This is a genomic window from Kribbella sp. CA-294648 (assembly GCF_050943845.1).
GTDB lineage: Bacteria > Actinomycetota > Actinomycetes > Propionibacteriales > Kribbellaceae > Kribbella.
On sequence record NZ_CP191981.1, the window covers coordinates 7,699,967 to 7,726,093 of the forward strand.

Here is a 26,127-nt window from a genome sequence, read left to right on the forward strand (position 1 = left end):
GGGATGGAAGGATCGCGGACATGCGATGGATCGACGGGTTGGAAGCGGCCGCTGCCGACAAGTTGCCGGAGGCCGTGCACCGGTACTTCCGCCAGGGCTCGTCCGGCGGGATCAGCGTCGCGGAGGCCACGGCCGCGTGGAACGCCTACCGCTTCCGCCCGCACGTGCTGACCGATGTTTCGACGGTCGACCTCACAACAACTGTCCTCGGTACGCCGGTCGACCTCCCGGTGCTGGTCGCGCCGACAACCATGCAACGGCAGGCCGACCCCGACGGTGAGGTGGCGATGGCCGCTGGTGTCGGAGCAGCGAACTCAGTGGTCGGAGTCTCCAGCAACGCCGGTACTACGTTCGCCGCGATCGGCGCGGTCGGTACGCCCTGGTGGTTGCAGATCTACGTGGTGAAGAACCGCGACATCACCCTGCGGATGCTGGACGCGGCGGTCGCGGCCGGCGCGCGGGCCGTAGTACTGACTGCTGACACGCCGGTCGTGGGTCGCAAGGAGGATGACGGGCCGTCGGTCTGGGAGGTGGTGCCACCCGGGCAGATCCTCGCCAACCTCGAGGAGGGTGAGTACGGTGAGGACGAGCTGGGCAAGGCCGACGACCTCACCCCGGACGTGATCGGCTGGCTGGCCGAGCGCACCGGCCTGCCGGTTCTGGTGAAGGGCGTACTACGCGGCGACGACGCCAAGCGTTGCTCCGATGCGGGCGCCGCCGGCGTGATCGTCTCCAACCACGGCGGCCGCCAGCTCGACGGGTCGATCCCAACCGCCCGAGCCGTCCCCGAGGTAGCCGCTGCCCTCGCCGGCACCACGACCGAGATCTACGTCGACGGCGGAATCCGTCGCGGCGAACACGTACTGGCCGCGCTCGCCCTCGGCGCCCGAGCGGTCTTCGTCGGCCGCCCGGCCTTGTGGGCCCTCACCGTCGAAGGCTCCCCCGGCGTGACCCGCCTCCTCACCGACCTGGGCGACGAACTCGACCACGCGCTCCGCCTGATCGGCACCCGTCGGGTGGCGGACCTGACCCCTGATCTCCTGATTACTGGCGGGGTTTGACTCGTTTGGTCGGGGCGGCGGTCAGGGGGTCTTCCGGCCAGGGGTGGCGTGGGTAGCGGGCCCGCAGCTCGGCGCGGACCTGCGGATAGCCCTGCACCCAGAACGACGCCAGGTCGCTGGTGATCGCGACCGGGCGCCTCGCGGGCGACAGCAGTTGCAGCACCACCGGTACGCGGCCGTCGGCGACCATCGGGGTCGTGGTCCAGCCGAACACCTCCTGCAACTTCACGGCCAGCACCGGCGGCTCGGCCCCGTCGTACAGGAGTCGTATTCGGGAGCCGGACGGCACCGGGAGCAGCTCCGGTGCAAGCTCGTCGAACCGGGTGGCAGCGGGCCACGGCAGCAGCCGCCGCAGGGCGGACACCACGTCGATGCGGGTGAGATCGCGAGCGCCACGGATCGTTGTTAGCTCCGCCCCGAGCCAGTCGTCAAGATTTGTGAGCAAGGCGGCATCGTCCACTGCCGGCCAGGGTGCGCCGAGGTGCGCATGGCAGAACGCGAGCCGGGTCCGCAGGGCGAGGGCGGCGTCTGACCAGCGCAGTACGGCGAGGCCTTCGCGACGCAGCCCATCGCGTACGGCGGCCTGCACAAGCAGCGGATCGGGCTTGGCCAGCGGTACGTCGTTCAGCACGATCGCACCGAACGCCTCGACCCGGCGAGTCACGATCCGCCCGTCTTCCCACCGGATCTGATCGGTGGACGAAACGAGCTCACCAGCGACTGCCCTCGCTGTCGCCTCGTCGATGGGCGCGGCGGACCGAATCCGGGCATCGGCGCGACCCGGCGCCCGATCGGCAACCGCGATCGCCAGCCACTGCAGGTTCCGCAACGGGGAGTGTGGATCCAGCGCCGCCCCGGTACCACCGGACATCTGGTACGTCGCCGAGTCGACACCACGAGCCCGCGCAATCCGATCCGGATAAGCCAACCCCACCACAATCCCAACCGCCAAATCATCAGGAACTGCTCTGTCGGCAGCCCTGCCTGGTGCTCCGCCACCCGCCGCCTGCCCACCCCGGGTGGCCGGTACTACGCCGCCCGGGGTGGGCCCACTCCGGCTGGCTGGCACTCCGTCGCCCGGCGCCCGGCCACTCCGGGTCGCTGGTACTCCGTCGCCCGGGGTGGGCGCGGAGTTCTCCGGCTGCTGCTCAGCCCCTCGGGCGAGGCGTTTCGTTTCCTCTCGCCAGCGGCTGGTGGCTGCGCGGTCGTCGCCTCGGCGGAGGGCCCGCCAGCGCGCCGGGAGGTCGTCGCCGTCGCGGGTGGAGTCGTCCGAGAGCATCGCGACGATCTCGCGGGTTCGCTCGGCACCGACCCACGGCGTCCCGTCCAGCAGCGCGCGAGCCAGCCGCGGATGCGCACCGACCGCCGCCATCCGCCGCCCTCGCGCGGTGATCCGGCCGCCGTCGTCGATCGCGTCGAGCCGGCGGAGGAGCTCGGTCGCCGCAGTCATCGCCACCATCGGCGGCGCCTCCAGCAAGGCAAGACCATCACCACCAGGCGCACCCCAGGCAGCAAGATCGAGCGCGAAAGAAGCAAGGTCGGCGGTAGCGATCTCCGGCGCCGGGTGATCGTCGAGATGCGCGTGATCAGTAGCAGACCAGCACCGATAGACCCGACCAGGCGCCTCCCGTCCCGCCCGACCGGCCCGCTGATCGGCCGACGACTTCGAGACCCGGCAACTGACCAACGCACCAAGACCGCGGGACTGATCGGTCCGCGGCTCGCGAGCCAGCCCGGAGTCGACCACAACCCTCACCCCGGGCACAGTCAGCGAGCTCTCCGCGACGGAGGTGGTCACCACAATGCGCCGCTCAGCACCAGGCGCCAACGCCCGATCCTGCTCCGCCCGCGACTGCCGCCCGAACAACGGCAGCACATTCTCCCCAGCCAACCGACGAGTCACCCCGTTGATCTCGGCCTCGCCCGGGACGAAGACGAGGATGTCACCGTCGTTCTCGGCCAGTGCCCGCCGGACCACCGCGGCAACGTGATCCAGCAGCCGCGGATCGACCCGGCCACCGGGAAGCAACGGCACCGGTACCGGCGGCGGCGCCCACTCGATCGCGACGTCGAACCTCACGGCCGACGCGGTGATGACAGGCGCCGGGCTGTCAGCGGCGAGGGCCCGGCTCAGCTTCTCGGTGTCCGGTGTTGCTGACGTCGCGACGATGGCCAGGTCGTCGCGCAGGTTCGCACGGACGTCGACGCAGAAAGCGAGGAGAAGATCGGCATCCAGATGACGCTCATGACATTCATCGATCACGACCGCGGCGATGCCGGGGAGCTCGGGATTCTGCTGCAGACGTCGTACGAGCAGGCCTGTCGTCACCACCTCAACCCGGAGGTTCTTCCCACCACTACGCTCGCCACGCATCGCGTAGCCGATCCGCCGACCGAGCGGCTCACCGACCAGGGTCGCTAGCCGGCTGGCCGCGGCGCGAGTCGCCATCCGCCGAGGCTCAGCAACGATGACCGTCCCGTCGAGTGCGTCGGCCAGAGCGAGCGGCAGAAGCGAGGTCTTACCCGATCCAGGCGGCGCAACGAGGATCGCCGTACCGCCCGACCGGACCGCCTCGACAGTAGCGGGCAAAGCTTCCCGAACAGGCAGATTCGCACCGGGCACCGACAGTTCGGGAAGCAACACGAACCTGACGCTAACCGATCGATGCACCGACGGATTCCTGGAAGTGTGCCGAACGACAGGTAGTGCACTGCCGTAACACCGTACGCGCCGGTCAGCCCACGCCTGAGCGCACTACCCAGGAGACCACTACCTCCTGCCCTTCGGCACACCGCCTCCTCGGATGAGGGTCACTTCCGATGAATCTGGACCTCGTTGCCGTCAGGATCCAACACTTTGATGTAAGTACCCCACGGCTCCTCCACCGGATCGGTGACCTCGGCCCCGGCAGCGCGCAACTGCTCCACAGTCGCCGCGATGTCGTCACAGGCGAAGGTGAGATACGCCCCCTCCCCCGGCTTCTTACCGAAAGCCTCCGCCGCAGACAACACAATCGACGTCTGCCCCTCCGGCGGAGCAATCTCCAACCACCGGGCCCCCGGCCACATCTCCTCGTCCCGAACCACCGAAAACCCCAGCTTGCCGACGTAAAACGCCCGCGACGCTTCCTGATCCGCCACATACATCACCGCGGCAGCAACATGAGTAATCACAACAATTCCTCCCTGACCTCGAACCCGACCGGGCGGCCCGCCCACCGTACCCACTCGAACCCCACCCCTCCTTCTCCAAAATTGCTGAGCCCTCGGGAGTTAAGCCCAGCCTGGCCTTGGATTGTTAATGTCTCGGTCATGGCTGGTGCGCTGTGATCGCTGACGCTGACCTTCACTGGTCTCGCCCTCGGGACGGTGCAGGTACCGGCGTACTGGTCTTGGCCGGGTCCAGCGGCCGACTCGATGTGGGCCGGGCAGACGTCCTGGCGTCCGCGGGCGCCACAGCCTTGGCGCTGCGATGGTTCGGAGGCGTCGGGCAACCCGCTGCGCCATGCGAAGTGGCCCTCGAAACCTTCACCCAAGCACTCGATCTATTCGCGCCCGAATGCGATCGCCTCGCAGTGATGGGCTTGTCCTACGGCGCCGAAGCAGCACTCCTCACGGCGGTACGGGATCCAAGAATCACTGCTGTCGTCGCCCTGGCCCCGACGGATGTGGTCTGGGAAGGCCATCACCAAAACGATGCCGACCTTCGCCGAAGCAAGTGGACCTGGCACGGCGAACCGCTGCCCTTCATTCCACTCGACCGCACCTGGGTGCCCGACCGCCCGATACCGGCGTTTGCTCCGTACTACGCGCGCAGCCGGGAGATCGCAGACGCCGCGACCGTCCAGGCCGCCCGGATCCCCGCCGAACGCTTCCTCGGTGACCTGGTTCTCGTCGCAGGTGGTGACGATCAGGTGTGGCCGAGCGTGTCCCACGCACGCGCCATCGCAGAAACTCGAACGGCGCACGGCCTGGACACAGCCATAGTCGAGGACCCAACAGCCGGCCACCCGATCACCCTCCCGGGAGAGCTCCCAGCGAACTCGGCCCGCCCCTACCTCGTAGGAGGCGACCCCAACGCACCGAAACGCCTCGGCGCACTAGCCTGGCCAGCGATACGCAAAGCCCTGAACCTGCACTGACCTCAGCCTTTCCGGTCGGGCCAGGAGCGCACTGCCGTCGGGTGTCGGTTCACAACTCTTCCACCAGCGACCGAAGCAGCAACCGCCGAAGGACCGAGCACACGGCCCGCGGGGTGAACACGCGCGGCCAGCCCACGCAGATCAGCTGCCACACCTCGCCTTCACCAAGCAGGACGAGGCAGGAGCCCCGCGCACCCACCACGAGCGAATCACCCGCCCGCCCCGCCCTCACCAAGCTGGCGACGCAGGAGCCCGCGCGCACTCACAGAAGGGTGGGCGGGAGCACCCGGAGCAGCGAGCGACGAAGGAGCGAGCAGCGCAGGGAGGCGTGGGTGCTGTTCGCAGTACGACGCAAAACAGCCCCGGTCAAAAGACCGGGGCCGTTCAGAGAGGAGCTGCTGAGGATCAGGCCTCGGCGTTTTCCTCGAGGAGGTTGCGGGTGGCGTTCGGGTCGACCTGAACGCCGGGGCCCATCGTCGTCGAGAAGACGGTCTTCTTGATGTAGCGGCCCTTGGAGCTGGAGGGCTTCAGCCGGAGAATCTCCTCCAGTGCGGCGCTGTAGTTCTCCACCAGCTGGGCCTCGTCGAAGGAGACCTTGCCGATGATGAAGTGCAGGTTCGCGTGCCGGTCGACGCGGAACTCGATCTTGCCGCCCTTGATGTCGGTGACAGCCTTCGTCACGTCCGGGGTGACCGTTCCGGTCTTCGGGTTCGGCATCAGGCCACGCGGGCCGAGGACGCGACCGAGCCGGCCGACCTTGCCCATCATGTCCGGGGTGGCGACGACGGCGTCGAAGTCGAGCCAGCCGTCGGTGACCTTCTTGATCATGTCGTCGTCACCGACGTAGTCGGCGCCGGCGGCCAGTGCGGCCTCGGCCTTCTCACCGGTGGCGAAGACGAGGACCCGTGCCGTCTTGCCGGTGCCGTGCGGAAGGTTCACGGTGCCGCGGACCATCTGGTCGGCCTTGCGGGGGTCGACTCCGAGCCGCATCGCGACGTCGATGGTCGAGTTGAACTTCTTGCCGGTCGCACCCTGCTTGGCGAAACGGATCGCCTCGAGCGGGGAGTACAGGTGGTCGAAGTCGATCTTCTCCGCGATCGCGCGGTAGCTCTTGCTGCGCTGTGCCATTTCTTTTTCTCCTGTGTACGGACGCTTGGTCATCGTCCGGTGTGGTGATGACGGGCGAACTTCTCGCCCTTCCACTCCTGCAGGTTCACCGAGGTGAACCGGAAAGAGGTACTACTTCTCGATCGTGACGCCCATGGAACGGGCGGTGCCCTCGATGATCTTCATCGCGGCGTCGATGTCGCGGGCGTTCAGGTCCGGCATCTTGGTGGTGGCGATCTCGCGGACCTGGTCCTTGGTGATCTTGCCGACCTTGTCCTTCTGCGGGACGGCCGAACCCTTCTGCAGGCCCGCGGCCTTCTTGATCATCTCCGGCGCCGGCGGCGTCTTGGTGATGAACGTGAAGGAGCGGTCTTCGTAGATGGTGATCTCGACCGGCACGACGTTTCCGCGCATGGACTCCGTCTGGGCGTTGTACGCCTTGCAGAACTCCATGATGTTGACGCCGTGCGGACCGAGCGCGGTACCGACCGGCGGGGCCGGCGTCGCGGCGCCGGCCTGGAGCTGCACCTTCACGAGGGCAGCGATCTTCTTCTTGGGAGGCATTGTCTCGGGTCCTTAGACTTTCTGGATCTGGCTGAAGCTGAGTTCCACCGGGGTCTCCCGGCCGAAGATCTCCACCAGCGCCTTGATCCGCTGGGCGTCGGCATTGATCTCCGTGATGGTGGCGTGCAGGGTCGCGAACGGCCCGTCGACGACCATGACCGAGTCGCCCACACCGAAGTCGGCGACCTCGACCTTCTTCTTGGCCGCGGTCTTGGTGGGGGCGGCGCCGGTCTCGGCTGCCGCTGCCTCGGCCGCCGCCACGACGGCCGGGGCGAGCATCTTCTCGACCTCTTCGAGGCTGAGCGGGACGGGCTTCTGGCTGTTCCCGACGAAGCCGGTCACCGACGGCGTGTGCCGCACGGTCGACCAGGACTCGTCCGTCAGGTCCATCCGGACCAGCACGTAGCCGGGAAGCACGGTGCGCTTCACCATCCGGCGCTGCCCGTTCTTGATCTCGGCGACCTCTTCGGTCGGCACGACGATCTCGAAGATGTAGTCCTCCATGTTCAGGGAGTTGATCCGGTTCTCCAGGTTGCCCTTGACCCGGTTCTCCATCCCTGAGTAGGTGTGCACCACGTACCAGTCGCCGATCTGGGAGCGCAGCGTGGCGCGCAGCTCCTCCAGCGGGTCGCCCGGCTCAGCCGGCTCGACCTCTTCGTCCTCGGCTTCGTCGTCGGAGTCGTTCTCGTCGGAGTCGTTCTCGTCGGAGTCGTTCTCGTCGGAGTCGGCGCTGACGGCGGCAACGGCCTCGTCGGCCGGCTCGTCGGTCGCGTCCTCGACGTCGTCGGTGGCAGCCACCTCGTCGTCGTCCGTGTCGTCGTCGGAGTCGGCGGCGGCTACCACCACCACCGGCTCGTCGTCGGAGTCGTCGGTGTCCGCGGCGCCTTCCTCGGCGTCGTCGTCGGCGACGTACTCACTGTCGGCCGCCACCGGTACGTCGTCCTCGTCGGCGTCGACCTCGACCTCGAGGTCCGCGAACAGGTCGTCGTCATCGTCATCGTCGTCGGAGTCGTCGAAACCCAAGTCGAGATCGAGGTCGTCGTCGGAGTCAGCGGATACGTCGAACTCGCCCCCGGAGTCGAGGACCTCGTCGTCGCGCTGGTCGGACACGTTGTACTCCGTCATCTGTGCATCGGGTGGTGGAACCGGTGGGCTCCGGCAGGTGGTTCGATCGGCTGGAGCGTCAGCCGAAGATCTTGAACATCGCCCAGCCGAAGGCGAGGTCGAGCACCGACACGATCGCGATGACGAACACCACGAAGGTCAGCACGACCACGAAGTAGGTGGACAGCTGCTTGCGGGTCGGCCAGACCACCTTGCGGAGCTCGGCAACCACCTGGCGGTAGAAGCGCAGCAGCCGGTTGCCCGACTTGCTCTCCGCAGGCTTGCCGGCGCCGGACGGTGCCGGGGTGCGCGTCTCCGTCACGACCTACCTCTTTCGCTAGCGGCGGCCTGGCCGGCTTGGTACCGGTCAGGATTTGCAGGGCACGAGGGACTTGAACCCCCAACCTTCGGTTTTGGAGACCGATGCTCTGCCAGTTGAGCTAGTGCCCTCTGCAAAGTTCCAGACGCCGCTGGACCTGATCTCGGGCATGCCGAGTCAGGGCCATCTACGCCCGGACTAGAAGAGTGTACGGGGTCAGGGCCACCTGGTCGAACTGAGCCCCAGGGTGCTCCCGGTCCCCGCCACGGCGCCGAACTCCCGTGGGCCTTCGGCCGGACGTCGTACTGCGGGCAGAACCTTACCGTCTCCACGCAGCTGCCAACGCGGGGGGCCGGTCCACAGTTCCGGCCGCCACCCGGCCACGGTCGGGCCACGGTCGCGGGTCAGGCGTTCGGCGGCCGTTTCGGGCGGCGTTCCGGTCACCAGGCGATACCGAGATGTCAGCGCCGGGTGACCAGTGCCAGGATGGGAGCCATGGTCTCCCGCATCTCCGCACGTATCGGTGCAATCAGTGAATCGGCCACCCTCGCTGTCGACGCGAAGGCGAAGGCCCTGAAGGCGGCCGGGCGCCCGGTGATCGGCTTCGGCGCCGGTGAGCCGGACTTCCCGACCCCCGACTACATCGTCGAGGCCGCCGTCGAGGCGGCCCGCGATCCGAAGAACCACCGCTACAGCCCGGCGGGTGGTCTGCCGGAGCTGAAGCAGGCCATCGTCGCGAAGACGAAGCGGGACTCGGGGTACGAGATCGAGGCGAGCCAGGTGCTCGTCACCAACGGCGGCAAGCACGCGGTCTACAACACGTTCGCGACGCTGCTCGACCCGGGCGACGAGGTGCTGCTGCCCGCGCCGTACTGGACCACCTACCCGGAGGCGATCCAGCTGGCCGGCGGCGTGCCGGTCGAGGTGCTGGCCGACGAGAGCCAGAACTACCTGGTCACCGTCGAGCAGCTCGAGGCGGCCCGGACCGAGAAGACCAAGGCGCTGCTGTTCTGCTCGCCGTCCAACCCGACCGGCGCGGTGGACACCCCGGAGGCGGTCGAGGCGATCGGCCGCTGGGCGCTGGAGCACGGCATCTGGGTGATCACCGACGAGATCTACGAGCACCTCACCTACGGCGACACCAAGTCGACCTCGCTGCCGGTCGTCGTACCGGAGCTGGCGGACCAGACCGTCGTCCTGAACGGGGTGGCCAAGACGTACGCGATGACCGGCTGGCGGGTCGGCTGGATGATCGGCCCGAAGGACGTCATCAAGGCCGCGACGAACCTGCAGTCGCACCAGACCTCCAACGTCTGCAACGTCGCCCAGCGCGCCGCGATCGCCGCTCTGACCGGTGACCTGAGCGCGGTGGACGAGATGAAGGTGGCCTTCGACCGGCGCCGCAAGACGATGGTCCAGATGCTGAACGACATCCCGGGCGTCGAGTGTCCGGAGCCGACCGGGGCGTTCTACGCGTACCCGTCGGTGAAGGGTGTGTTCGGCAAGGAGATCAACGGCAAGGTGGCGAACACCTCGGCCGAGCTGGCTGCGATCATCCTCGACGAGGCCGAGGTCGCGGTTGTACCGGGCGAGGCGTTCGGCGCTCCCGGCTACCTGCGGCTGTCCTACGCCCTGGGCGACGCCGACCTGACCGAGGGCGTCTCCCGGATCGCCAAGCTGCTGAGCTGAGCTTCCCGGCAGACCGCCCGGTTTCTTCCCTGGGCGGTCTGTCGGTAACCTTCTGTAATGACGGATCGGGACCTGCGGCTGCTGCCCAAGACCCACCTGCACCTGCACTTCTCCGGGTCGATGCGGCACCTCACCCTGGTCGAGCTGGCCGACAAGCACGGGGTCCGGCTCCCGGACGCGCTGCGCACCGAGTGGCCGCCTGACCTGTCCGCCGCCGACGAGCGCGGCTGGTTCCGCTTCCAGCGCCTGTACGACGTCGCCCGGTCCGTACTGCGCACCGAGGAGGACGTCCGCCGCCTGGTCCGCGAGGCCGCCGAGGACGATCGCGCGGACGGCTCCCGCTGGCTCGAGATCCAGGTCGATCCGTCCGGCTATGCCAGCCGCTTCCGCGGCATCACCGAGTTCACCGACCTGGTCCTCGACGCAGCGCGTGACGCCGCCGCGAGCACCGGGATCGCCGTCCAGGTGGTGATCGCGGCCAACCGCACCAGACACCCGCTCGACGCGAGGACGCTGGCCCGGCTGGCAGCGCAGTACGTCGGGCGCGGGGTGGTCGGGTTCGGCCTGTCCAACGACGAGCGCCGCGGTACTACGTCCGAGTTCGCCGCTGCTTTCCGGATCGCGCGGCAGGCAGGGCTGCTCGCAGTACCGCATGGTGGTGAGCTGTGTGGTCCGGCGACTGTGCGGACCTGTCTCGACGAGCTCGGCGCCGGGCGGATCGGTCACGGAGTGCGTTCGGTCGAGGATCCGGACCTGCTGAAGCGCATAGTCGACGCCGGAGTCGCACTGGAGGTCTGCCCGGCGTCCAACGTCTCGCTGGGCGTCTACCGCCGACCTGAGGACGTGCCGTTGCGCCAGCTGTACGAAGCAGGCGCGAAGATCGCCCTGGGCGCCGACGACCCGCTGCTGTTCGGTTCCCGCCTCGCAGAACAGTACGAGACAGCCCGCAGCGTCCACGCCTTCACCGACGAAGAACTCGCCGGCCTGGCCCGAGGCTCCGTCCTCGCCTCAACAGCACCACCCGACGTTCAGAAAGCGCTGCTCACCGAGATCGACCAGTGGTTAGGCGTAACCGAGACATCCGTCGCCTCGACCCCGGTATCGGCCTAACCCTCGACGACCGCAGCCCGGCGAGTGCACAAGAAGTGCTTGCCAGGTGCACCTGGAGGGCATTGCGGCAGGCTGGGCGCGGGCCTAACTTTGCGTCATGACGCCGACGAAGATCCTGTTGCCTGAGGACGAGTTGCCTACCCGCTGGTACAACGTGCTGCACGATCTGCCGACGCCACCGCCGCCGGTGCTGCATCCGGGTACAGGGCAGCCGGTGGGGCCGGATGATCTGGCTCCGCTGTTTCCGATGGACCTGATCCTGCAGGAGGTCTCGCAGGAGCAGTACATCGACATCCCCGGCGAGGTGCTCGACGTGTACCGGCTGTGGCGGCCGAGTCCGCTCTACCGGGCGCACCGGCTGGAGAAGGCGCTCGATACGCCGGCCCGGATCTACTACAAGTACGAGGGCGTCTCCCCCGCCGGCTCGCACAAGCCGAACACCGCCGTACCGCAGGCGTACTACAACGCGAAGTCCGGCGTCCGGAAGCTCACCACCGAGACGGGTGCCGGTCAGTGGGGCACGGCGCTCGCGTTCGCGTGCGCGCAGTACGGGCTGGAGTGTGAGGTCTGGCAGGTGCGGGCGTCGTACGACCAGAAGCCGTACCGGCGGACGATGATGGAGGTCTTCGGCGCGACCGTGCACCCGAGCCCGTCGGACCTCACCGCGGCCGGCCGGCAGATCCTGGCCGAGAACCCCGACTCCACCGGATCGCTCGGCATCGCGATCAGTGAAGCGGTCGAGATGGCGGTTCAGGACCCGGACGTGCACTACGCGCTCGGCAGCGTGCTCAACCACGTGCTGCTGCACCAGACGATCATCGGCGAGGAAGCGCTGATCCAGCTCGCGATGGTCGGTAAGACCCCGGACGTGCTGGTCGGCTGCACCGGCGGCGGCTCGAACTTCGGCGGCCTCGCCTTCCCCTTCCTGCGGGAGAAGTGGGCGGGGCGGATGGCCCCCGTCGTCCGCGCGGTGGAGCCGCAGGCCTGCCCGACGCTGACCCAGGGCACCTACGCCTACGACTTCGGCGACACGATCGGGATGACGCCGCTGATGAAGATGCACACCCTCGGCCACGACTTCGTCCCGGACCCGATCCACGCCGGCGGCCTGCGGTACCACGGGATGAGCCCGCTGATCAGCCACCTGTACGAGACCGGCGAGATCGAGGCGATCGCCAAGGGGCAGTCGGAGTGTTTCGCGGCCGGGGTGCTGTTCGCCCGCTCCGAGGGCATCGTGCCCGCGCCGGAACCCACCCACGCGCTGGCCGCCGCGATCGACGAAGCCCAACGCTGCAAGGAGTCCGGCGAGGAGAAGGTGATCCTGACGGCACTGTGCGGACACGGTCACCTCGACCTGGCGGCGTACGACGCCTATCTGTCCGGCGCGATGACCGACAAGGCCTGGGACGACGCCGACCTGCAGGCCTCCGTCGCCAAGGCCCTCGAGCGGCTACCCGCCGTCTAGCGCCTCCCCTCAGAAGCGCTGCCCCTCAGAAGCACCGGCCCTCAGAAGCGTCGCCACCAGGGCTTGGGGGTCTTCGCGACGGCTGACAGCCAGTCCGCGGGGATCGCCCAGCCCTTGGCGGTGATGGCATCGAAGTACTGCGCCTTGAGGCTCTCCGGCAACCAGTACGTCGCACTGGCGCGAACTGCCTCGAAGTACGTCGTACTGCGCCCTGCGCTCCACACTGTTGCCAGCGGCGAGCAATAGGCGAGCCTGGTGAAGTCCCACCGGGCCTGCTCGTCGTCGAGGTCGTACCCGCGTTCGGTGGTCGTCAGCAACCGTCGCTTCGGCGGCGGCTCGTTGTCGATGGCACCTATCAGCTCCTGCACCACCGCGCGATCGTCGGTCATCTCGTCCGGCAGCGCGAGCAGAACCGGATCGAGCACCGCCGAGCCGATCCGCGGCCGGGCGACCTCGAGGAAGGTCTCCAGCAACGCGAACGCCTCCTCCGCACGGCCGAACAACGACAACTCGGCGGGCAGCGTGGTGACGGGTTCGGGCATGCCTCACCCTAGCCAGGACGCCAAGCGGGGCAGGGAATCGGGGCATCTCGGGGCAACTTGGGGCAGCTGGTCCACAGCGGCCCTGAAGGGCATCGCGGAGCGTGTCCGGACACCTACAGTTACGGCCATGTCAGAGCCGAACGAGTTGTTGCGAGCCGCCCGCGAACGGACTCCGTCGCCCAGTACGCCGGGCGCCCACATGTCCCGCGCGGAACTTGCCGAGGCGGTCTGCGCCTGGCTCTGGGCGACCACCGACACGAGGTACGAGCTGGACGGGCACTACATCGCCAAGCTCGAACGTGGCGCGGTGCGCTGGCCGGGTGCGGCGTACCGGGCGGGACTCCGCCAGGTGCTGAACGTTGCCACCGACAGCGAACTGGGCTTCACCCAGGCCGGCGGGCCGGGGCCGCTGTGCCCAGAAGGGACCAGCTGCTCGATGGCCGGGATGGAGGACGAGCTGATCGACTCCGGCGACGAGTCGATCTCGCTGCTCGCGCTGGCCGAGGAGTCGAACGTCGGCGGCCTCACCGTGGAGCAGTTGCACGCCGACATCCAGCGGATCGCCCAGAACTACCTGAAGGTGCCGACCAAGCCGTTGTTCCAGCGCAGCGTGGCCATCCGGGACCGAGCCTTCCGGCTGCTGTCCGGCCGCCAGCCTCCCCAACAGACCCGAGACCTGTACGCCGCCGCCGGCTGGGCCCTCACCATGCTCGGCTGGATGGCGGTGGACCTGGGCCGCCCGGACGTCGCCGAGAGCCATACCCGGACGGCCTGGGCCTGTGCCGACGCCTCCGGCTACAACGAGCTCCGTGCCTGGGTCCGGGCCACTCAGCACACCGTGGCCTTTTGGCAGGACGATGTGGAGCACGCCGCCGAGTTCGCCCAGGACGGCCTCCAGTACGCCGCCGGCAGCTCAGCACTGTTCCTGGCCTCCGCCGCGGCCCTCGATCTGGCCCGGGCAGGCCGGACCGACGAGGCACGGGAAGCGCTCGACCAGGCCAAGCGCACCACACCCGACAGCGCCGTCCCCGAAGTCGGTGGCGTCTTCCTCTGTACGCCGGAACGCGCCGCCGGCCTCTGGTCGGACACCCACCTGGCACTCGGGGAGCCACGGCTGACGCTGGAGCACGCCGATCGCAGTGTCAGCCTGTTCGAGCAGGCGCCGCATGCGGTGCGCAACCCGGGTTCGGAGCGGATGGTCCGGTTGCAGCAGGTGAAGGCGCATCTCCTGCTGGGTGAGCTCGACGGCGCAAGGGAGTGCCTGACGCCGGTGCTCGCCACCAAAACGGAGTACCGGATGCGTCCGTTGATCCACCGGGTCAGCGAGGTGGCCGCGCTGACCCGGACGACGCAGTACGCCGAGGACCCCAAGGCGCAGGTGCTGCATCAGGCGATCCGCGAGTTCGTCCGCTTCCCGGCCACCGTCCGCGACCCCCTGGAACAGGCGACCAGCAAGGTCAACGCCTAGGCCCAGACGTCTGAGGCTGCGGACCTCAGAGGCTGCAGTTCACCAGGACGGGCTCGTTGACCAGGGTGATGCCGAAGGCGTGGTGGACCTGGTTGCGGACGTGGGTCGCCAGCGCCAGCAGCTCCTTCGAGGTGGCGTTGCCGCGGTTGGTGAGGGCGAGCGTGTGCTTGCTGGAGACCGCGGCGTCGCCGATCGCGAACCCCTTGGCGACTCCCGCGTGCTCGATCAGCCAGGCCGCGCTGGTCTTCACCCGCCCGTCCGGCTGCGGCCACTGCGGCGCACCAGCCGGTACTTCGGCCGCGGTGTCGAGCAGTGGGTTGGTGAAGAACGACCCGGCACTCCAGGTGTCGTGGTCGGCCTCGTCCAGCACCATGCCCTTGCTCCGGCGCAACCCGAGCACGGCCTCGCGCACCTCGGTCATCGGAGCGCGCGAGCCCGGCTCGACATCGAGCACCCGGGCCAGTTCGGCGTACCCGATCGGGGCCGACAGGTCACCGAGTGGCAACTGGAAGGCGACCTCCAGGACGGCGTACCGGCTGGGGTCTTCCTTGAAGCGTGAGCTGCGGTAGGAGAAGCCACAGTCGGCGGCGAAGATCGTCCGTACTGCGTTGTCGACCCGGTCCCAGACCCGCACCGAGGCGATCGTCTCGGCCACCTCGTGCCCGTAGGCGCCGACGTTCTGGACCGGCGTCGAGCCTGCCAGCCCGGGGATGCCGGACATCGACTCGAGACCGCTCCACTCCTCAGCGATCGCGTGCCGGACGACCACGTCCCAGTCCTCGCCGGCCTGGACGTGGACCATCGCGCCGGAGCACGCGTCCGCGTCGGGCCGGATCCCGCGGGTGGCGACCTTGATCACGGTGCCGCGGAAACCCTCGTCGCCGATCACCATGTTGCTGCCGCCGGACAGCAGCAGAACCGGCTGAGCAGCGGCGTCGGCCTCTCGGATCGCGTCGATCAGGTCCTGCTCGGTGGTGACCTCGACCAGACGCTCGGCCGGGCCGCCGATCCTCAGCGTGGTGAAGTTCGCCAGCCGGACGTCCTCGGACACAACGGGAGTACTCACGAGACGCGCACGACCGCCCGGGCGCGGCCGAGCACCTTTTCCTCGCCGGCCAGCGCGGTGATGTCGATCTCGGCCAGCCCGTCGGTGACCTTGTCGACCTTCGCCGAGAAGGTGACGGTGGCACCCTTGTCGTCATCCGGTACGACGACGGGTTTGGTGAAGCGGACGCCGTACTCGACCAGGTCGGCCGGGTCGTCCAGCCAGTCGGTGACGACACGGGCCGCGCTGGCCATCGTGAGCATGCCGTGCGCGATCACACCGGGCAGCCCGAGAGCAGCCGCCATCCGGTCGCTCCAGTGGATCGGGTTGAAGTCCCCACTCGCCCCGGCGTACCGGACCAGGTCCTCACGCCGCAGGGTGACGGTCAACGGCGGCAATTCCATACCGGGTTCGACGACGGTCATGGGGCCTCCCGGCCTGGACTGAGGAGTGGAGGGAGCGAAGCGACCGGAGCGACGAGGGAAGGCCGGGAGTTCAGCCCCATGACCCGCCGAGCCGGAGGCGAGGCCAAAAGCACAGCTCTCATCCTTCCGCCCGGTTGTGGGAGATCGTCGAGGTGGAGGTGGCGATCGGGTCGCCGTCGACGGTGGTCAGGGCGGTTTCGTACATGATCACCTCGACGTCACCGGCCTTGCGCACGGTGGTGATGGTGGCGGTCGCGGCGATCTCGTCGCCGGCCTTGATCGGGCGGGTGTAGCTGAACTTCTGCGCGCCGTGCACGATCCGGTCCAGCCGCAGCCCGAGTTCGGCGTCGCCGAGCAGTTCGATCAGCGCCGAGTTGGCGACCATGAAGGCGAAGGTCGGCGGCGCGACGGCGTCGTCCCCCCGGTACGCCGGGTTGGGGTCGCCGATCGCGTCGGCGAACTCCCGGATCTTCTCCCGGCCGACCTGATAGGACTCGGCGGCCGCATAGCTCCGGCCGACCATCGTGGCGTCGATCGTCATATCCCGTAACACTACTGGCAGACTTTCGACTGAGTGCCGCCACCCACTCCTTCCCGAGAGATGGAAAGGTTGGACGTGTGACGGCAGGACGTGCGGGGGTGGCCGCCTTGGGTCGTTTCGCCCCGAGGTACGGGCTGGAGATCGGGGAGCCCACCGGGGACGACTGGCTGCGGGTCGACCGGCTGCTCGAACCGGACGGTCCCGAGCTGACCGAGCTGCTCAAACGCGACCACGAGGCGAGCGACCACGTCTCGGCCCACGCGAACGCGCTGAGCCTGATGTCGTTCTACGCGGGCCGCGCGCCGGCCACCGCACTACTCCTCTGGGCCCTCGAAGGCCGCGTCCTCGACATCCGCCCGGCCAACCTCTGGGTGAAGCCCCACGACGGCCACGGACTCGCCTCGGTCGCGATCCGCTCCGCCCGCTTCCTCCCCGGCGGCCTGCAGACCCTGCACGACGTGGTGCTGACGCAGCACCTGCTCCCCCTCTCGGCAGAGCTCCACCGCCGCACCCGGGCAGGCCTGCGCCAGCTGCACGGCGGAGTCGCCGCAGGTTGCGCGATGGCGTTCTGCGCGGCCACTCGCGAGGAGGAGACGGTAGCCCCGTCGTACCTCCTCGAACGCTGGCAGACCTTCGTCACCGGAGCTCCCGGCGGGCTGGACCGCCTGGGCGAGGTCACCGAAGCCGCCGGCAAGCTCGTCTACCTCCGCAACACCTGCTGCCTCTACTACACGAGCACTAAAGGCTGCGGCGCTCTCTGCGGCTCCTGCTGCCTGACACCGCGGGAGGACCGGCTGCGTGCCTACGAGGGCGGCCGGCCGATCCTCACTGTCTGAGGGCCGTCAGCTCTCGGCGTCGCCCATCACGAGACCCTCGATCGTGTGCTTCTGGTTGATCGGGACCAGCTCGTCCACGATCGGGCAGTGCAGGTGGTCGCGGATCGACTGCGGCAGCGTCTCCCAGTAGTCCTTGGTGACGGCCAGGTCGTGCCGTTCGGCGTTGCCTGCCCCGGGAGCGTCCAGCCCGAAGACCAGCACCGGCCGGGACAGCTGCGAGCGGTTCTTGGTACCGCGATGGATCGTCAGCGCCGAGCGAATCGAGATGTCGCCCATCTGCGGATACTTGCGGACGGCCCGTTCCCGGTACCGGTCGTAGTGCTCCTTCGGCGGGAACATCCCGTGCTCGAACTCGTCATTGTCATCCCACTGTGTCCCCGGCGCGATCTCGAACGGCCCCATCTCGTCGGTGGTGTCGACCGTCGTGATGTTGATCGCGAGCGAGGTCAGGCGGCGCTCCGCCCGGGTCTCCTCCGGCATCGGGAAGTCGCGATGCCATGGCTGGTACTCCGCACCCGGCAATGGCACATCGAACCCGACCTCGACGATCTCGTACTCCGGACCGAGCACCGCCTCGGCGACCGCGGTGATCCACGGATGCCCGGCCAGGTCGGCGAAGCCGCGGAGTTGCTCGGGATGGATCTCCACGTAGTACCGCTGCGGCCCGCGCCCCACCGCTCCGCCGGGACGCGCCCTCGCCTCCCGGAACGCGACGTCGACATCCTCGCCAAGCCTCTGGACCCATTCCCGGCTGAACGCGCCCTTGAACCCGACGATGCCGTCGCCGTAGATCTGCTCCTTCGCCGCCCGGACCTTCTCCTCGGTCAGCGGCTCGACCACCGTCCCCGCCTCACCCGTCTTGCCCATCCACTGCCTCCCAGATCGTCGCGGATCCCAGTGTGACCACCGCCTCTACAACGATGCAATGGGTAGCGCGCCACGACTCCGGACCGCTGCCACTCACAAACCTCACGTGTCCGGCCGGGGCTGCGCTTGGCTGGACTCAGCGGAGTCCGGCCGCCCGGGCTTTGTGAGTGGCGGCGGTCCGGGGAAGTCAGGGCACAGCAAGAGGCCCGCTTCGCCGGAGCGAAGCGGGCCTCTTGGAAGACTGCTGAGGTCAGCGGGTCTCGCGGTGGTCCGTGTGGTCGTTGCAACGCGCGCAGTACTTCTTCAGCTCAAGACGGTCCGGGTCGTTGCGCCGGTTCTTCTTGGTGATGTAGTTGCGCTCTTTGCACACCGTGCACGCCAGCGTGATCTTCGGGCGGACGTCGCTTGCCTTGGCCATTACTGCCTCTTCTTTTCAGGAGCACGCAACTTGGGTGATCGTGCTCTCGAGATACCGCGATGGTGGGTAGCGGGGGCGGGAGTCGAACCCGCGACACCACGATTATGAGCCGTGTGCTCTAACCACCTGAGCTACCCCGCCAGAGAGTCCGTCGCCCCACCCGGCGGACCGGGTGGCGCAGCGTTTCTCAGAGCCCCTTTACGGAATCGAACCGTAGACCTTCTCCTTACCATGGAGACGCTCTGCCGACTGAGCTAAAGGGGCGGGCCGAGGAGAGAGATTACACGGTCTCCTGCCCCGATGTGAAATCGGGGAGGAAGAGCCCTGCTGGACCCCTCGTCCGACCAGAGAAGCATACCGGTTCTCCAGAGTGCTTCCGACCAGTTTTACGACCGATTCCCGACCGGCCCCGGACGCTTCTCGCCTGCTGTCACCGGTAGGGGCAGGTGGTTGCCGATGATCGGGGCGGGGCACGTGCCGAAGGGAGTGAAGGCGAAGGGGAGGTTGATGGCCCGGTTGAAGTCGACGACGACAGTTCGGTCGCTCTGCACGCGCCCGGTGATCACCACGCGCCAGGCAGCCGCCTCGTCACCATTCGTCTCGTCGTGGAACGACAGCGGGGCCGGCCTCGACGATCACGCCGCCGTCCATGAACACCACCGTGTCGGCGATCTCCCGGGCGAAGCCGATCTTGTGGGTCACGACGACCATGGTGGAACCGTTTCGGGCGAGTTCCTTGATGGTTTCCAGCACATCGCCGACAAGCTCCGGGTCGAGCGCGCTGGTGGGTTCGTCGAACAACAGCATCTTTGGTCGCAGGGCCCGCGCCCTCGCGATGGCTACTCGTTGCTGTTGCCCGCCGGACAGCTGGCGCGGGTAGACGTCGACCTTGTCGCCGACCCCGACCCGTGCCAGCAGTTCCCGCGCGATCGGCTCGACATCGCGACGCTTGCGGCGCTGCGCCGAGACGCCGCCTCGACCACCAGGTTGAACCAGAACAGCAGCTGGACGATCAGCGATCGAGCGGAACGCCCAGATGTAGCCCGAGGCAACTACTTGCGGGAACGGGTGCTGGGCAACCCCAGCGCGGCGATCACGATGCCGAGCGCGAAGCCGAGAACCGTTCCATACAAGGACGACGGCCACCCCGGCCCAGCGCCGGGGGTGCCGGCGGCCGATCACGGGGAGATCGGCATCCGGTGGCGCAGGGTGCTGCGGTGGGTCGGCGGCGGCGGTTGCCGAGGTCAGTGAGGTGGTCGACACAGAGAGCTCCCGGGCGGCGGGGCAGGCAGGGACGGCGCGCCGTGCCCGCGGATCCACGGGCACGGCGCTGCGGACGGTCCCCGTCACGGGCCGTCATGGACTGAGTACTTCGGCGCAGAGCCGAGTACTTCAGTGCGAGGTGGGTACTGCCAGTACCTCAGAGAGTCGAGCGCTCAGAGAGAGCAGTCAGGGTCGACACAGGCAGTATGCGAGGAGTTCGAAAGTTTAGTAAGTCGGTCGACAAAGCTCTCGTATTCTGGACGCACATAGCGGGTAATGAGGGCCTTCGCCGGGCATGACGCGAGTGATCCGCGTCACGGCCGGATTCAACTATCTGTTGCCGTCGGCCACGCCTGATGCGCGACACGGCGGCATCCGACCGTCACACGCGGTAGCCGATTTTCGTGATTCGGTCGCAGTGCGCGTTTGAGCCTTTCGTGACCTCCTCGTTATGGTCGGTGGGCCGCTGGGGACGACCTTGGCGGCTACTCGACTCTGGAAGGCTCTCGTGTCCCCTCACCATGACGTGTCGGAAGCAGGACGTACGGCACCTCGTCGTACTCCGGCCGGCGCCCGTCGGGTGGCGAAGCACCGCCTGACCCGTCGCTCTTCCGTCCGTGGCGTCCAGCTGGTCGGTTTGACCGCCGCTCTCGCTGCCGCCGCCGGTACCAGCGCCGTCGCCCTGTCCCCCACCGCAGGTCCGGCCACGGCCGGCACCGCCACCACCAGCTCCCAGCAGCTCGACTCGATCACCGCAGCGCGGATCGAGCGCCGTGAGCTCGCCTCCCGGGACATGTCGCGCTTCGAGCTGTCGCTGGAGTCGACCCGCAAGGCCCAGGCTGCGGCAGCCGCCGTGGCGAAGGCCCGCGCCGCGAAGCTGGCCGCCAACGCACACCTGACCCAGCGCCGCGCCGCAGCCCTGGCTGCGGCCAAGCAGCTCGCGGCTCGCAAGGCAGCGGCCGCCGCCAAGGCCGAGGCGATCGCCAAGGCGAAGGCAGCAGCCAAGGCCGAGGCGATCGCCAAGGCTGCGGCAGCGGCGAAGGCTGCGCCCAAGGCCGTCCTGCCCACGACTGGCTACCGCATCACCGCGACCTTCGGCCAGGCCGGCGGACGCTGGGCCCGGAACCACACCGGCCTCGACTTCGCCGCCCCGCTCGGTACGCCGATCCGCTCCGTGATGGCCGGCGAAGTGATCCAGGCCGACTACCAGGGCGCGTACGGTCGTCAGGTGAAGGTCCGGCACACCGACGGCACCGTCACGTCGTACAGCCACATGTCCGAGTTCACCGTCTCGGTCGGCGACTCGGTCCAGGCCGGCAGCCAGGTCGGTTCGATCGGGGTCACCGGCAACACGACCGGCCCGCACCTGCACTTCGAAGTACTGCCCGGTGGCGACGGCCCGGTCAACCCGAGGCCCTGGCTCAGCGAGCACGGTGTCAATCCGTAATCGCGTCAGTCCAGATGTCTGGCCAGGACGTGGGTGTCGACGTACTGGCCGTCGATCACGAACTCGCGCGGAAGAGTTCCCTCGACGACGTACCCGTGGCGCTCGTAAAGCCGCCTTGCGACGGTGTTCGTGCCGTGGACGAACAAGGTGATCTTGCGGGCGCCGCGGCGTTTCGCCTCGTCGCTGACCGCGGTCAGCAGGATCGAGCCGATCCCGCGCCCGCGCGCTGAGTTGGCGACCGCGAGGCCGTTGACCGACAAGACGCCGGCCCCCTCGGGGAACGGGTACTTGTCCTGCAACCGCACGTAGCCGACGACTACACCGTCCACCTCGGCGACCAGATGCGCATCCGGCCCGCTGCGTTCGCTGAAGAACGTGGTCCGATCGGGAGCCGTCATCGACGGAAACCCCGACGAGGCGTCCCACGCCGTCAACTCGATCGCCAGCAACGCCGACTCATCCGCCTCAACAGCCCGCCGCACAGTAACCTCACCCATACCCCCATCCTCACCCGCCGCGGGTGCACCCGAGTCCCGGGGGGCGGCAAGTGCGTGGGCTCCTGCGATGGGTTGTTCCCCACGTCGGCTCCGGCGGCAGCCCTGGTCGCCGCCTGCGCCTGCAGCCGACCCGTAGTCGTTCGGCCGACTAGAAGGTGAGCGCGGCTGTCAGGCCGCCTTGGGTTCTGGGAGTCAAGGTGAGGGTTCCGTTGTGGGCGGTGACGATGGCGGCTACCAGTGCCAGCCCGAGACCGTGCCCGCCTTGGCGACCGGGGCGTTGGGCGAGCCGGCCGCCGCGGGCGAACGGTTCGGTCAGGGTGGCGACCATCGACGGCTCGAGCACCTCACCGGTGTTCTCGACGGTCAGCCGCCCGCCGGACCGCACGGTCAGCTTCGCCGTACCGCCGCTCGGGAGGTTGTGGCGGATCGCGTTCTGGCCGAGATTGACGATCAGCTGGCGCAACAGGGTTTCATTGCCCTCGACAACTGTCCGCTGGAGGTCCACGGTGAGCGTCACACCCGCCGCCTCCGCCTCCGGCCGCAGCTCCTCGACCGCCCGGCGCGCGACCTCCGCCAGCTCGACCGGCTCCAGCTCGACCTTGCGGTTGCCGAGCGACGCGAGCGCCAGCAGTGCCTCCACGATGTCGATCCCGCGCTGGTTGGTCTCGTGCAACCTGCTCGCCAGCTCCCGCACGTCCTGGTGCTCGGGATCGGCGATCGCCACCTCGAGCATCGTCTTCATCACCGTGTGCGGGGTGCGCAGCTCGTGCGAAGCGTTCGCCGCGAACCGCCGGTACTGCGTGAACGACCGCTCCAGCCGCTCGAGCATCTCGTCGAAGGTGTCGGACAGTTCGGTGAACTCGTCGGGCCGGCCGCCCAGCCCGATCCGGTGGTCCAGCGACCCACTCGCGGCCAGCCGAGCCGCGGCGGTGATCTCCTGCAACGGCCGCAGCATCCGGCCCGCGATGATCCAGCCACCCGCCATCCCGATCACCGCCAGCAACGCCATCGCGTACGCCGACAGCTTCACCACCAGGTCGAGAATCTCGCCTCGGGTGGCCACCGGCCCGACGTCTCGCGGGTTGGCCGCGGTGAGCGGATAGTTCGGCACGAACCGCATGACCGCGTAGATGATGACCGCGACCACCCCGCCCGCGACGACCAGCAGCAACGCATAGCTGAGCGTCAGCCGAAGCCGCACGGTCAACCGCGGCCGCCAACTCACCAGCGGAGCACCGCCGCTCGACGAGCCGGACCCGGCCGACGCGCTCGACCCAGCCGGTTCGCCAGCCCCGGCCGACGCGCTCGACCCAGCCGGCTTGCCGGCGCCGGCCGGTACTGCGGGTGTCGTGCTCATGACTCGCCGATCCGGTAGCCCACGCCGGGAACGGTGTGGATCACCCACGGATCACCGAGCGCCTTGCGCAAGGTGGAGATCGTGATCCGGACGGCGTTGCTGAACGGGTCGGTGTTCTCGTCCCAGGCTCGCTCCAGCAACGTCTCGGCACTGATCACGCCACCCTTGGCCGTCATCAGCACCTCCAGGACGGAGAACTGCTTGCGACTCAGCTTCACGTAGTGCCCGGATCGGTACACCTCCCGCCGGAACGGGTCGAGCCTCACCCCGGCGTACTCGATCACCGTCGGCGTCGAAACGGTGGGACGCCGCGCCAGCGCCCGGAGCCGGACGACGAGCTCCCGCAACTCGAACGGCTTGGTCAAGTAGTCGTCGGCGCCCACCTCGAACCCCCTGACCTTGTCGTCCAGCTCGCCTGCGGCGGTGAGCATCAGCACCCGGCAGGGCAGTCCGCGCGCGACGATCTGGCGGCACACCTCGTCACCGTTGGGTGGCGGAATGTCCCGGTCCAGCACGACCACGTCGTACTCGGTCAGGGCGAGCGAGTCGAGCGCGCCGGCGCCGTCGTACGCGAGGTCGGCGGCGATCGCCTCCAGCCGCAGCCCGGCCCGGATCGCCTCGGCGAGATAGACCTCGTCCTCCACGACCAGAACCCGCATGAGTCCCATTGAAGCAGGCCGGACCTATCAAAAACGTATCGGAAAACGCTGACGCTCTCGCAACGTCGCGCGCTGTTGGCTGGACCCCATGCTTCCCGACGAACTTGTTGCCGCTCGCAAGAAAGAACAACGGCTGACGGCGCTGATCGCCCTCGCGATCGTTGCCGCGGTCATCAGTTTCGGCCTGGCCGCGTGCAGCTCGCTGGACGAGGACCAACCGGTCTCCTCGGCAGGCGACTCACCTTCGGCGGGCTCGACTTCGAACGGCAAGCACCGCGGCAAGGCGGGCCCGGAGGACGGCGTACTGCCGGACAACGCGTCACCCCACGACACTTCGTTGCCCGGGGTGGCCAAGCTGAATCCCAAGCTGCTGAAGGCGATTCAGGATGCCGCCCGGGCGGCGGAGCGGGATGGGATCAAGCTGCATCTGACGACCGGGTGGCGGAGTCGCGAGTACCAGGAAGAGCTGCTGCGGAAGGCGATCGCGAAGTACGGGAGTCGCGAGAAGGCGGCCGAGTACGTCGCGGACCCGGACAAGTCCCACCACGTCACGGGCAACGCGGTCGACATCGGCCCGACGGACGCCGACGACTGGCTGAACCGCAAAGGCAACCGCTTCGGCCTGTGCCAAACCCTCGCCAACGAAATCTGGCACTTCGAACTCGCCACCACCCCCGGCGCCAAATGCCCACCAATGAAGACCAGCACGAACAGCGGGTAGCAGAGCTCGCCAGAGTTGGAGTTGTCCCCCACGTCGTCCGCTTGAGTGAAAGCGGAGGGGGTGGCCGGGTTGCTCGGGTGCTCGGATGGGCTTGGTGATGCCCGTGGGTTGTTGAGCTGGCCCTGACGCGTGTGGGCTCCTGCGAGGTCTACTTCCGGACGCGGAAGCGGAGGTGGAGGACGCGGTCGCCCTGGACGACCTCGTCGGGGTTCTCGAGCATGACCTGCTTCGAGAGTGAACCGAAGTACCGCTTACCGCTGCCGAACACCACCGGCACGACGTCGAGCGCAACTTCGTCGACCAGCCCCGCCTCGAAGATCTGCCCGCCGACGTCACCGGCCGCGATCGAGACGACCCGGTCGTCCCCGGCGAGTTCCTTGGCCAACTGCACGGCGTCAGTCACGTTGTCGACGAAGTGGAACGGCGCTTCCGGGTCCCAGCCTTCGGGCGCCGGGCGGTGGGAGACGACCACGCAGTGTTCCCCCGCGGGCGGCTTGGCTCCCCAGCCATCGGTCATGTCGAAGACGTGCCGGCCGACGATCAGCGTGCCGATCGCGTCCAGCATCGGCCGGTAGTACTCGTAGGTCGGCTGGGTGACGGCGATCGACTCGTTCTCGTAGAGCGGTACGTCGCCGGTCTGGAACCAGTCGAACAGCGGTCCCACCTGGTCGTCGTCCGTCGCGATGAATCCGTCCACCGACACGATTGTGTGCATGATCACTTTGGTCATGACCCCATGGTGACCTGCCACCGCGCGCCTGGCTTGTAGAAAATCAAAGCGTCGGCAGCGGCCCGACGTCGAGAGCACTGGCGGGATGCTCGGCGGCGAACCGGCGACGCAGCTCCAGGTACGCCGTCGGCGTGAGCCCGGTGAATTGCCGCAAGTCATGATTGAAATGAGACTGATCGTGAAACCCGGCCCGATGAGCCACCTCCGCCCAGTCGACCTCGCCGGCCGGATCGATCGACCGCACCACCTCGGCAAACCGATACGTCCGAGCCAGCCGCTTCGGCGTGATCCCCACCAGTTCCTTGAACCTCGAGGCTAGATGGGTAGTGCTGACACCAGCCGCCTCCGTCAGCCTCCCGATGGACAGACTGCCCGCACTCCGGTCAATCAGCCCGCTCGTGTCCCGAACCAACCCAAGCCCAGCCACCGGCCTCAGCTGATTCACCAACGCACCTTCGAAGATGTCCAGCATGGCTCCGGGAGACGCCGCGCTGTCCAGTTGATCGGCCAACTCCTTGGCCACCGCACCCCACACCGCCTCCACCGAAACCGGCAACCCCAACATCCCGGCCGGCACCCCCGTCAACGGCGCCAACCCCCACGGCTTGAGATGCACCCCCACCGATCGCGTGTACCGGGGGTACTCAAACGTCGTCCAGGTATTCGGCGTAGCCCAAACAACCCCATCCGCAAAGTCCTCAACCCCACCCGGATGCCCAACCCGAAAGGGCTCCCCAAGATTGATGATCA

The 26,127-nt window shown here is 68.3% G+C and carries 28 protein-coding genes, 3 tRNA genes and 1 pseudogene; 10 read left to right on the plus strand and 22 right to left on the minus strand.

Translation table 11 applies throughout. The features are described 5' to 3' along the window. Window positions 1–20 precede the first annotated feature (20 nt). Complete coding sequence (locus tag ACQPYM_RS36685) at window positions 21–1,061, plus strand: alpha-hydroxy acid oxidase (protein WP_433010156.1); 1,041 nt, start codon at window positions 21–23, stop codon at window positions 1,059–1,061. On the opposite strand, the gene ACQPYM_RS36690 is transcribed toward ACQPYM_RS36685, so the two are convergent. Continuing rightward, entirely contained in the window at window positions 1,045–3,705 is a 2,661-nt protein-coding gene (locus tag ACQPYM_RS36690; RefSeq protein WP_433010159.1) for an ATP-dependent RNA helicase, read from the minus strand. The two genes, ACQPYM_RS36685 and ACQPYM_RS36690, sit on opposite strands and share 17 nt — an antisense overlap. Window positions 3,706–3,872: 167 nt before the next feature. Next, entirely contained in the window at window positions 3,873–4,202 is a 330-nt protein-coding gene (locus tag ACQPYM_RS36695) for a VOC family protein (protein ID WP_433010162.1), read from the minus strand. A gap of 437 nt (window positions 4,203–4,639) precedes the next feature. Here ACQPYM_RS36695 and ACQPYM_RS36700 point away from each other — a divergent pair, with 437 nt between their 5' ends. Continuing rightward, window positions 4,640–5,203 (plus strand): acyl-CoA thioester hydrolase/BAAT C-terminal domain-containing protein, encoded by a 564-nt coding sequence (locus tag ACQPYM_RS36700; protein ID WP_433010165.1) that lies wholly within the window; start codon window positions 4,640–4,642, stop codon window positions 5,201–5,203. A 405-nt stretch (window positions 5,204–5,608) separates the two neighbouring features. Here ACQPYM_RS36700 and rplA read toward each other — a convergent pair whose 3' ends face one another. The 5 genes from rplA to ACQPYM_RS36725 all read right to left on the minus strand — a co-directional run bounded on the left by rplA (window position 5,609) and on the right by ACQPYM_RS36725 (window position 8,428). Further along, the gene (gene rplA / locus ACQPYM_RS36705) at window positions 5,609–6,331 is read right to left on the minus strand and encodes a 50S ribosomal protein L1 (protein WP_433010168.1); all 723 of its coding nucleotides are present in this window, start codon (window positions 6,329–6,331) and stop codon (window positions 5,609–5,611) included. Between the two features lie 111 nt (window positions 6,332–6,442). Then, window positions 6,443–6,874, minus strand: coding sequence for a 50S ribosomal protein L11 (gene rplK, locus ACQPYM_RS36710; RefSeq protein ID WP_020388147.1), 432 nt, complete (start codon window positions 6,872–6,874; stop codon window positions 6,443–6,445). 12 nt (window positions 6,875–6,886) lie between these two features. Further along, complete coding sequence (nusG, locus tag ACQPYM_RS36715; protein WP_433010171.1) at window positions 6,887–7,999, minus strand: transcription termination/antitermination protein NusG; 1,113 nt, start codon at window positions 7,997–7,999, stop codon at window positions 6,887–6,889. A 58-nt stretch (window positions 8,000–8,057) separates the two neighbouring features. Beyond that, window positions 8,058–8,300, minus strand: a complete 243-nt coding sequence (secE, locus tag ACQPYM_RS36720; protein WP_020388149.1) for a preprotein translocase subunit SecE — start codon at window positions 8,298–8,300, stop codon at window positions 8,058–8,060. Between the two features lie 55 nt (window positions 8,301–8,355). Then, window positions 8,356–8,428, minus strand: a tRNA-Trp gene (locus tag ACQPYM_RS36725). Between the two features lie 364 nt (window positions 8,429–8,792). Here ACQPYM_RS36725 and ACQPYM_RS36730 point away from each other — a divergent pair. The 3 genes from ACQPYM_RS36730 (at window position 8,793) to ACQPYM_RS36740 (ending at window position 12,561) form a co-directional block, all read left to right on the plus strand. Beyond that, window positions 8,793–9,986, plus strand: coding sequence for a pyridoxal phosphate-dependent aminotransferase (locus ACQPYM_RS36730; protein ID WP_433010174.1), 1,194 nt, complete (start codon window positions 8,793–8,795; stop codon window positions 9,984–9,986). A gap of 57 nt (window positions 9,987–10,043) precedes the next feature. Then, window positions 10,044–11,096, plus strand: coding sequence for an adenosine deaminase (locus ACQPYM_RS36735; protein ID WP_433010177.1), 1,053 nt, complete (start codon window positions 10,044–10,046; stop codon window positions 11,094–11,096). A 97-nt stretch (window positions 11,097–11,193) separates the two neighbouring features. Further along, complete coding sequence (locus ACQPYM_RS36740) at window positions 11,194–12,561, plus strand: TrpB-like pyridoxal phosphate-dependent enzyme (RefSeq protein WP_433010180.1); 1,368 nt, start codon at window positions 11,194–11,196, stop codon at window positions 12,559–12,561. Window positions 12,562–12,602: 41 nt separating this feature from the next. Here ACQPYM_RS36740 and ACQPYM_RS36745 read toward each other — a convergent pair whose 3' ends face one another. Continuing rightward, window positions 12,603–13,103 carry a hypothetical protein gene (locus tag ACQPYM_RS36745; protein WP_433010182.1) on the minus strand — a complete coding sequence of 167 codons (501 nt, stop codon included), beginning with the start codon at window positions 13,101–13,103 and terminating at the stop codon, window positions 12,603–12,605. A 127-nt stretch (window positions 13,104–13,230) separates the two neighbouring features. On the opposite strand from ACQPYM_RS36745, the gene ACQPYM_RS36750 reads away from it, so the two are divergent. Further along, window positions 13,231–14,571, plus strand: coding sequence for a hypothetical protein (locus ACQPYM_RS36750; RefSeq protein ID WP_433010185.1), 1,341 nt, complete (start codon window positions 13,231–13,233; stop codon window positions 14,569–14,571). A 25-nt stretch (window positions 14,572–14,596) separates the two neighbouring features. Here ACQPYM_RS36750 and ACQPYM_RS36755 read toward each other — a convergent pair whose 3' ends face one another. The 3 genes from ACQPYM_RS36755 to ACQPYM_RS36765 all read right to left on the minus strand — a co-directional run bounded on the left by ACQPYM_RS36755 (window position 14,597) and on the right by ACQPYM_RS36765 (window position 16,582). Next, complete coding sequence (locus ACQPYM_RS36755) at window positions 14,597–15,637, minus strand: UDP-N-acetylmuramate dehydrogenase (RefSeq protein WP_433010188.1); 1,041 nt, start codon at window positions 15,635–15,637, stop codon at window positions 14,597–14,599. Further along, entirely contained in the window at window positions 15,634–16,041 is a 408-nt protein-coding gene (locus ACQPYM_RS36760) for a MaoC/PaaZ C-terminal domain-containing protein (RefSeq protein ID WP_433010191.1), read from the minus strand. Before ACQPYM_RS36760 ends, ACQPYM_RS36755 begins: the two co-directional genes overlap by 4 nt. 118 nt (window positions 16,042–16,159) lie before the next feature. Then, a complete protein-coding gene (locus ACQPYM_RS36765) occupies window positions 16,160–16,582 on the minus strand; it encodes an FAS1-like dehydratase domain-containing protein (RefSeq protein ID WP_433010194.1) in 423 nt (140 codons plus the stop codon). A gap of 77 nt (window positions 16,583–16,659) precedes the next feature. Here ACQPYM_RS36765 and ACQPYM_RS36770 point away from each other — a divergent pair, with 77 nt between their 5' ends. Further along, window positions 16,660–17,418 carry a hypothetical protein gene (locus tag ACQPYM_RS36770; protein WP_433010197.1) on the plus strand — a complete coding sequence of 253 codons (759 nt, stop codon included), beginning with the start codon at window positions 16,660–16,662 and terminating at the stop codon, window positions 17,416–17,418. Between the two features lie 6 nt (window positions 17,419–17,424). On the opposite strand, the gene ACQPYM_RS36775 is transcribed toward ACQPYM_RS36770, so the two are convergent. The 6 genes and pseudogenes from ACQPYM_RS36775 to ACQPYM_RS36800 all read right to left on the minus strand — a co-directional run. After that, window positions 17,425–18,285 carry a phytanoyl-CoA dioxygenase family protein gene (locus tag ACQPYM_RS36775; RefSeq protein WP_433010198.1) on the minus strand — a complete coding sequence of 287 codons (861 nt, stop codon included), beginning with the start codon at window positions 18,283–18,285 and terminating at the stop codon, window positions 17,425–17,427. Window positions 18,286–18,535: 250 nt separating this feature from the next. Continuing rightward, complete coding sequence (gene rpmG / locus ACQPYM_RS36780) at window positions 18,536–18,703, minus strand: 50S ribosomal protein L33 (protein ID WP_020388160.1); 168 nt, start codon at window positions 18,701–18,703, stop codon at window positions 18,536–18,538. A gap of 67 nt (window positions 18,704–18,770) precedes the next feature. Then, window positions 18,771–18,844 (minus strand) — tRNA-Met (locus ACQPYM_RS36785). Between the two features lie 50 nt (window positions 18,845–18,894). Further along, window positions 18,895–18,967: transfer RNA gene (locus tag ACQPYM_RS36790), tRNA-Thr, on the minus strand. Window positions 18,968–19,089: 122 nt separating this feature from the next. Next, complete coding sequence (locus ACQPYM_RS36795; protein WP_433010201.1) at window positions 19,090–19,272, minus strand: DUF1684 domain-containing protein; 183 nt, start codon at window positions 19,270–19,272, stop codon at window positions 19,090–19,092. A gap of 19 nt (window positions 19,273–19,291) precedes the next feature. Then, a pseudogene (locus tag ACQPYM_RS36800) lies at window positions 19,292–19,630 on the minus strand (ATP-binding cassette domain-containing protein); the annotation flags it as partial. On the opposite strand from ACQPYM_RS36800, the gene ACQPYM_RS36805 reads away from it, so the two are divergent. Together ACQPYM_RS36805 and ACQPYM_RS36810 are read left to right on the plus strand one after the other, a co-directional pair. Next, complete coding sequence (locus ACQPYM_RS36805) at window positions 19,556–19,954, plus strand: hypothetical protein (RefSeq protein WP_433023523.1); 399 nt, start codon at window positions 19,556–19,558, stop codon at window positions 19,952–19,954. The pseudogene ACQPYM_RS36800 and the gene ACQPYM_RS36805 overlap by 75 nt on opposite strands. Window positions 19,955–20,492: 538 nt before the next feature. Further along, on the plus strand, window positions 20,493–21,413 hold the full coding sequence (locus ACQPYM_RS36810; RefSeq protein ID WP_433010204.1) for a M23 family metallopeptidase: 921 nt from the start codon (window positions 20,493–20,495) through the stop codon (window positions 21,411–21,413). Window positions 21,414–21,418: 5 nt separating this feature from the next. Here ACQPYM_RS36810 and ACQPYM_RS36815 read toward each other — a convergent pair whose 3' ends face one another. From ACQPYM_RS36815 to ACQPYM_RS36825, 3 genes are all read right to left on the minus strand, one after another. Next, a complete protein-coding gene (locus tag ACQPYM_RS36815) occupies window positions 21,419–21,910 on the minus strand; it encodes an N-acetyltransferase family protein (RefSeq protein WP_433010207.1) in 492 nt (163 codons plus the stop codon). A gap of 148 nt (window positions 21,911–22,058) precedes the next feature. Next, entirely contained in the window at window positions 22,059–23,267 is a 1,209-nt protein-coding gene (locus tag ACQPYM_RS36820) for a sensor histidine kinase (protein WP_433010209.1), read from the minus strand. Beyond that, window positions 23,264–23,926, minus strand: a complete 663-nt coding sequence (locus tag ACQPYM_RS36825) for a response regulator transcription factor (RefSeq protein ID WP_433010212.1) — start codon at window positions 23,924–23,926, stop codon at window positions 23,264–23,266. The genes ACQPYM_RS36820 and ACQPYM_RS36825 overlap by 4 nt, the downstream gene beginning before the upstream one ends. Window positions 23,927–24,014: 88 nt before the next feature. Here ACQPYM_RS36825 and ACQPYM_RS36830 point away from each other — a divergent pair, with 88 nt between their 5' ends. Next, window positions 24,015–24,647 carry a M15 family metallopeptidase gene (locus ACQPYM_RS36830; RefSeq protein WP_433010215.1) on the plus strand — a complete coding sequence of 211 codons (633 nt, stop codon included), beginning with the start codon at window positions 24,015–24,017 and terminating at the stop codon, window positions 24,645–24,647. Between the two features lie 148 nt (window positions 24,648–24,795). Here the strand turns inward: ACQPYM_RS36830 and ACQPYM_RS36835 are convergent, their stop codons facing one another. After that, a complete protein-coding gene (locus ACQPYM_RS36835) occupies window positions 24,796–25,377 on the minus strand; it encodes a dihydrofolate reductase family protein (RefSeq protein ID WP_433010218.1) in 582 nt (193 codons plus the stop codon). 43 nt (window positions 25,378–25,420) lie between these two features. Then, window positions 25,421–25,999: a helix-turn-helix domain-containing protein gene (locus ACQPYM_RS36840; RefSeq protein WP_433010221.1), complete on the minus strand. Its 579-nt coding sequence runs from the start codon at window positions 25,997–25,999 to the stop codon at window positions 25,421–25,423. Between the last annotated feature and the right edge of the window lie 128 nt (window positions 26,000–26,127).

Coding starts and splice junctions, on each gene's coding strand:
- ACQPYM_RS36775 (WP_433010198.1), bottom strand. CDS start 18,285: ATGGGCAAGACGGGTGAGGCGGGGACGGTGGTCGAGCCGCTGACCGAG.
- ACQPYM_RS36685 (WP_433010156.1), top strand. CDS start 21: ATGCGATGGATCGACGGGTTGGAAGCGGCCGCTGCCGACAAGTTGCCG.
- ACQPYM_RS36745 (WP_433010182.1), bottom strand. CDS start 13,103: ATGCCCGAACCCGTCACCACGCTGCCCGCCGAGTTGTCGTTGTTCGGC.
- ACQPYM_RS36765 (WP_433010194.1), bottom strand. CDS start 16,582: ATGACGATCGACGCCACGATGGTCGGCCGGAGCTATGCGGCCGCCGAG.
- rplK (WP_020388147.1), bottom strand. CDS start 6,874: ATGCCTCCCAAGAAGAAGATCGCTGCCCTCGTGAAGGTGCAGCTCCAG.
- ACQPYM_RS36835 (WP_433010218.1), bottom strand. CDS start 25,377: ATGACCAAAGTGATCATGCACACAATCGTGTCGGTGGACGGATTCATC.
- ACQPYM_RS36735 (WP_433010177.1), top strand. CDS start 10,044: ATGACGGATCGGGACCTGCGGCTGCTGCCCAAGACCCACCTGCACCTG.
- nusG (WP_433010171.1), bottom strand. CDS start 7,999: ATGACGGAGTACAACGTGTCCGACCAGCGCGACGACGAGGTCCTCGAC.
- ACQPYM_RS36730 (WP_433010174.1), top strand. CDS start 8,793: ATGGTCTCCCGCATCTCCGCACGTATCGGTGCAATCAGTGAATCGGCC.
- ACQPYM_RS36760 (WP_433010191.1), bottom strand. CDS start 16,041: ATGACCGTCGTCGAACCCGGTATGGAATTGCCGCCGTTGACCGTCACC.
- ACQPYM_RS36830 (WP_433010215.1), top strand. CDS start 24,015: ATGCTTCCCGACGAACTTGTTGCCGCTCGCAAGAAAGAACAACGGCTG.
- ACQPYM_RS36750 (WP_433010185.1), top strand. CDS start 13,231: ATGTCAGAGCCGAACGAGTTGTTGCGAGCCGCCCGCGAACGGACTCCG.
- ACQPYM_RS36825 (WP_433010212.1), bottom strand. CDS start 23,926: ATGCGGGTTCTGGTCGTGGAGGACGAGGTCTATCTCGCCGAGGCGATC.
- ACQPYM_RS36815 (WP_433010207.1), bottom strand. CDS start 21,910: ATGGGTGAGGTTACTGTGCGGCGGGCTGTTGAGGCGGATGAGTCGGCG.
- ACQPYM_RS36820 (WP_433010209.1), bottom strand. CDS start 23,267: ATGAGCACGACACCCGCAGTACCGGCCGGCGCCGGCAAGCCGGCTGGG.
- rplA (WP_433010168.1), bottom strand. CDS start 6,331: ATGGCACAGCGCAGCAAGAGCTACCGCGCGATCGCGGAGAAGATCGAC.
- ACQPYM_RS36740 (WP_433010180.1), top strand. CDS start 11,194: ATGACGCCGACGAAGATCCTGTTGCCTGAGGACGAGTTGCCTACCCGC.
- rpmG (WP_020388160.1), bottom strand. CDS start 18,703: ATGGCCAAGGCAAGCGACGTCCGCCCGAAGATCACGCTGGCGTGCACG.
- ACQPYM_RS36700 (WP_433010165.1), top strand. CDS start 4,640: ATGGGCTTGTCCTACGGCGCCGAAGCAGCACTCCTCACGGCGGTACGG.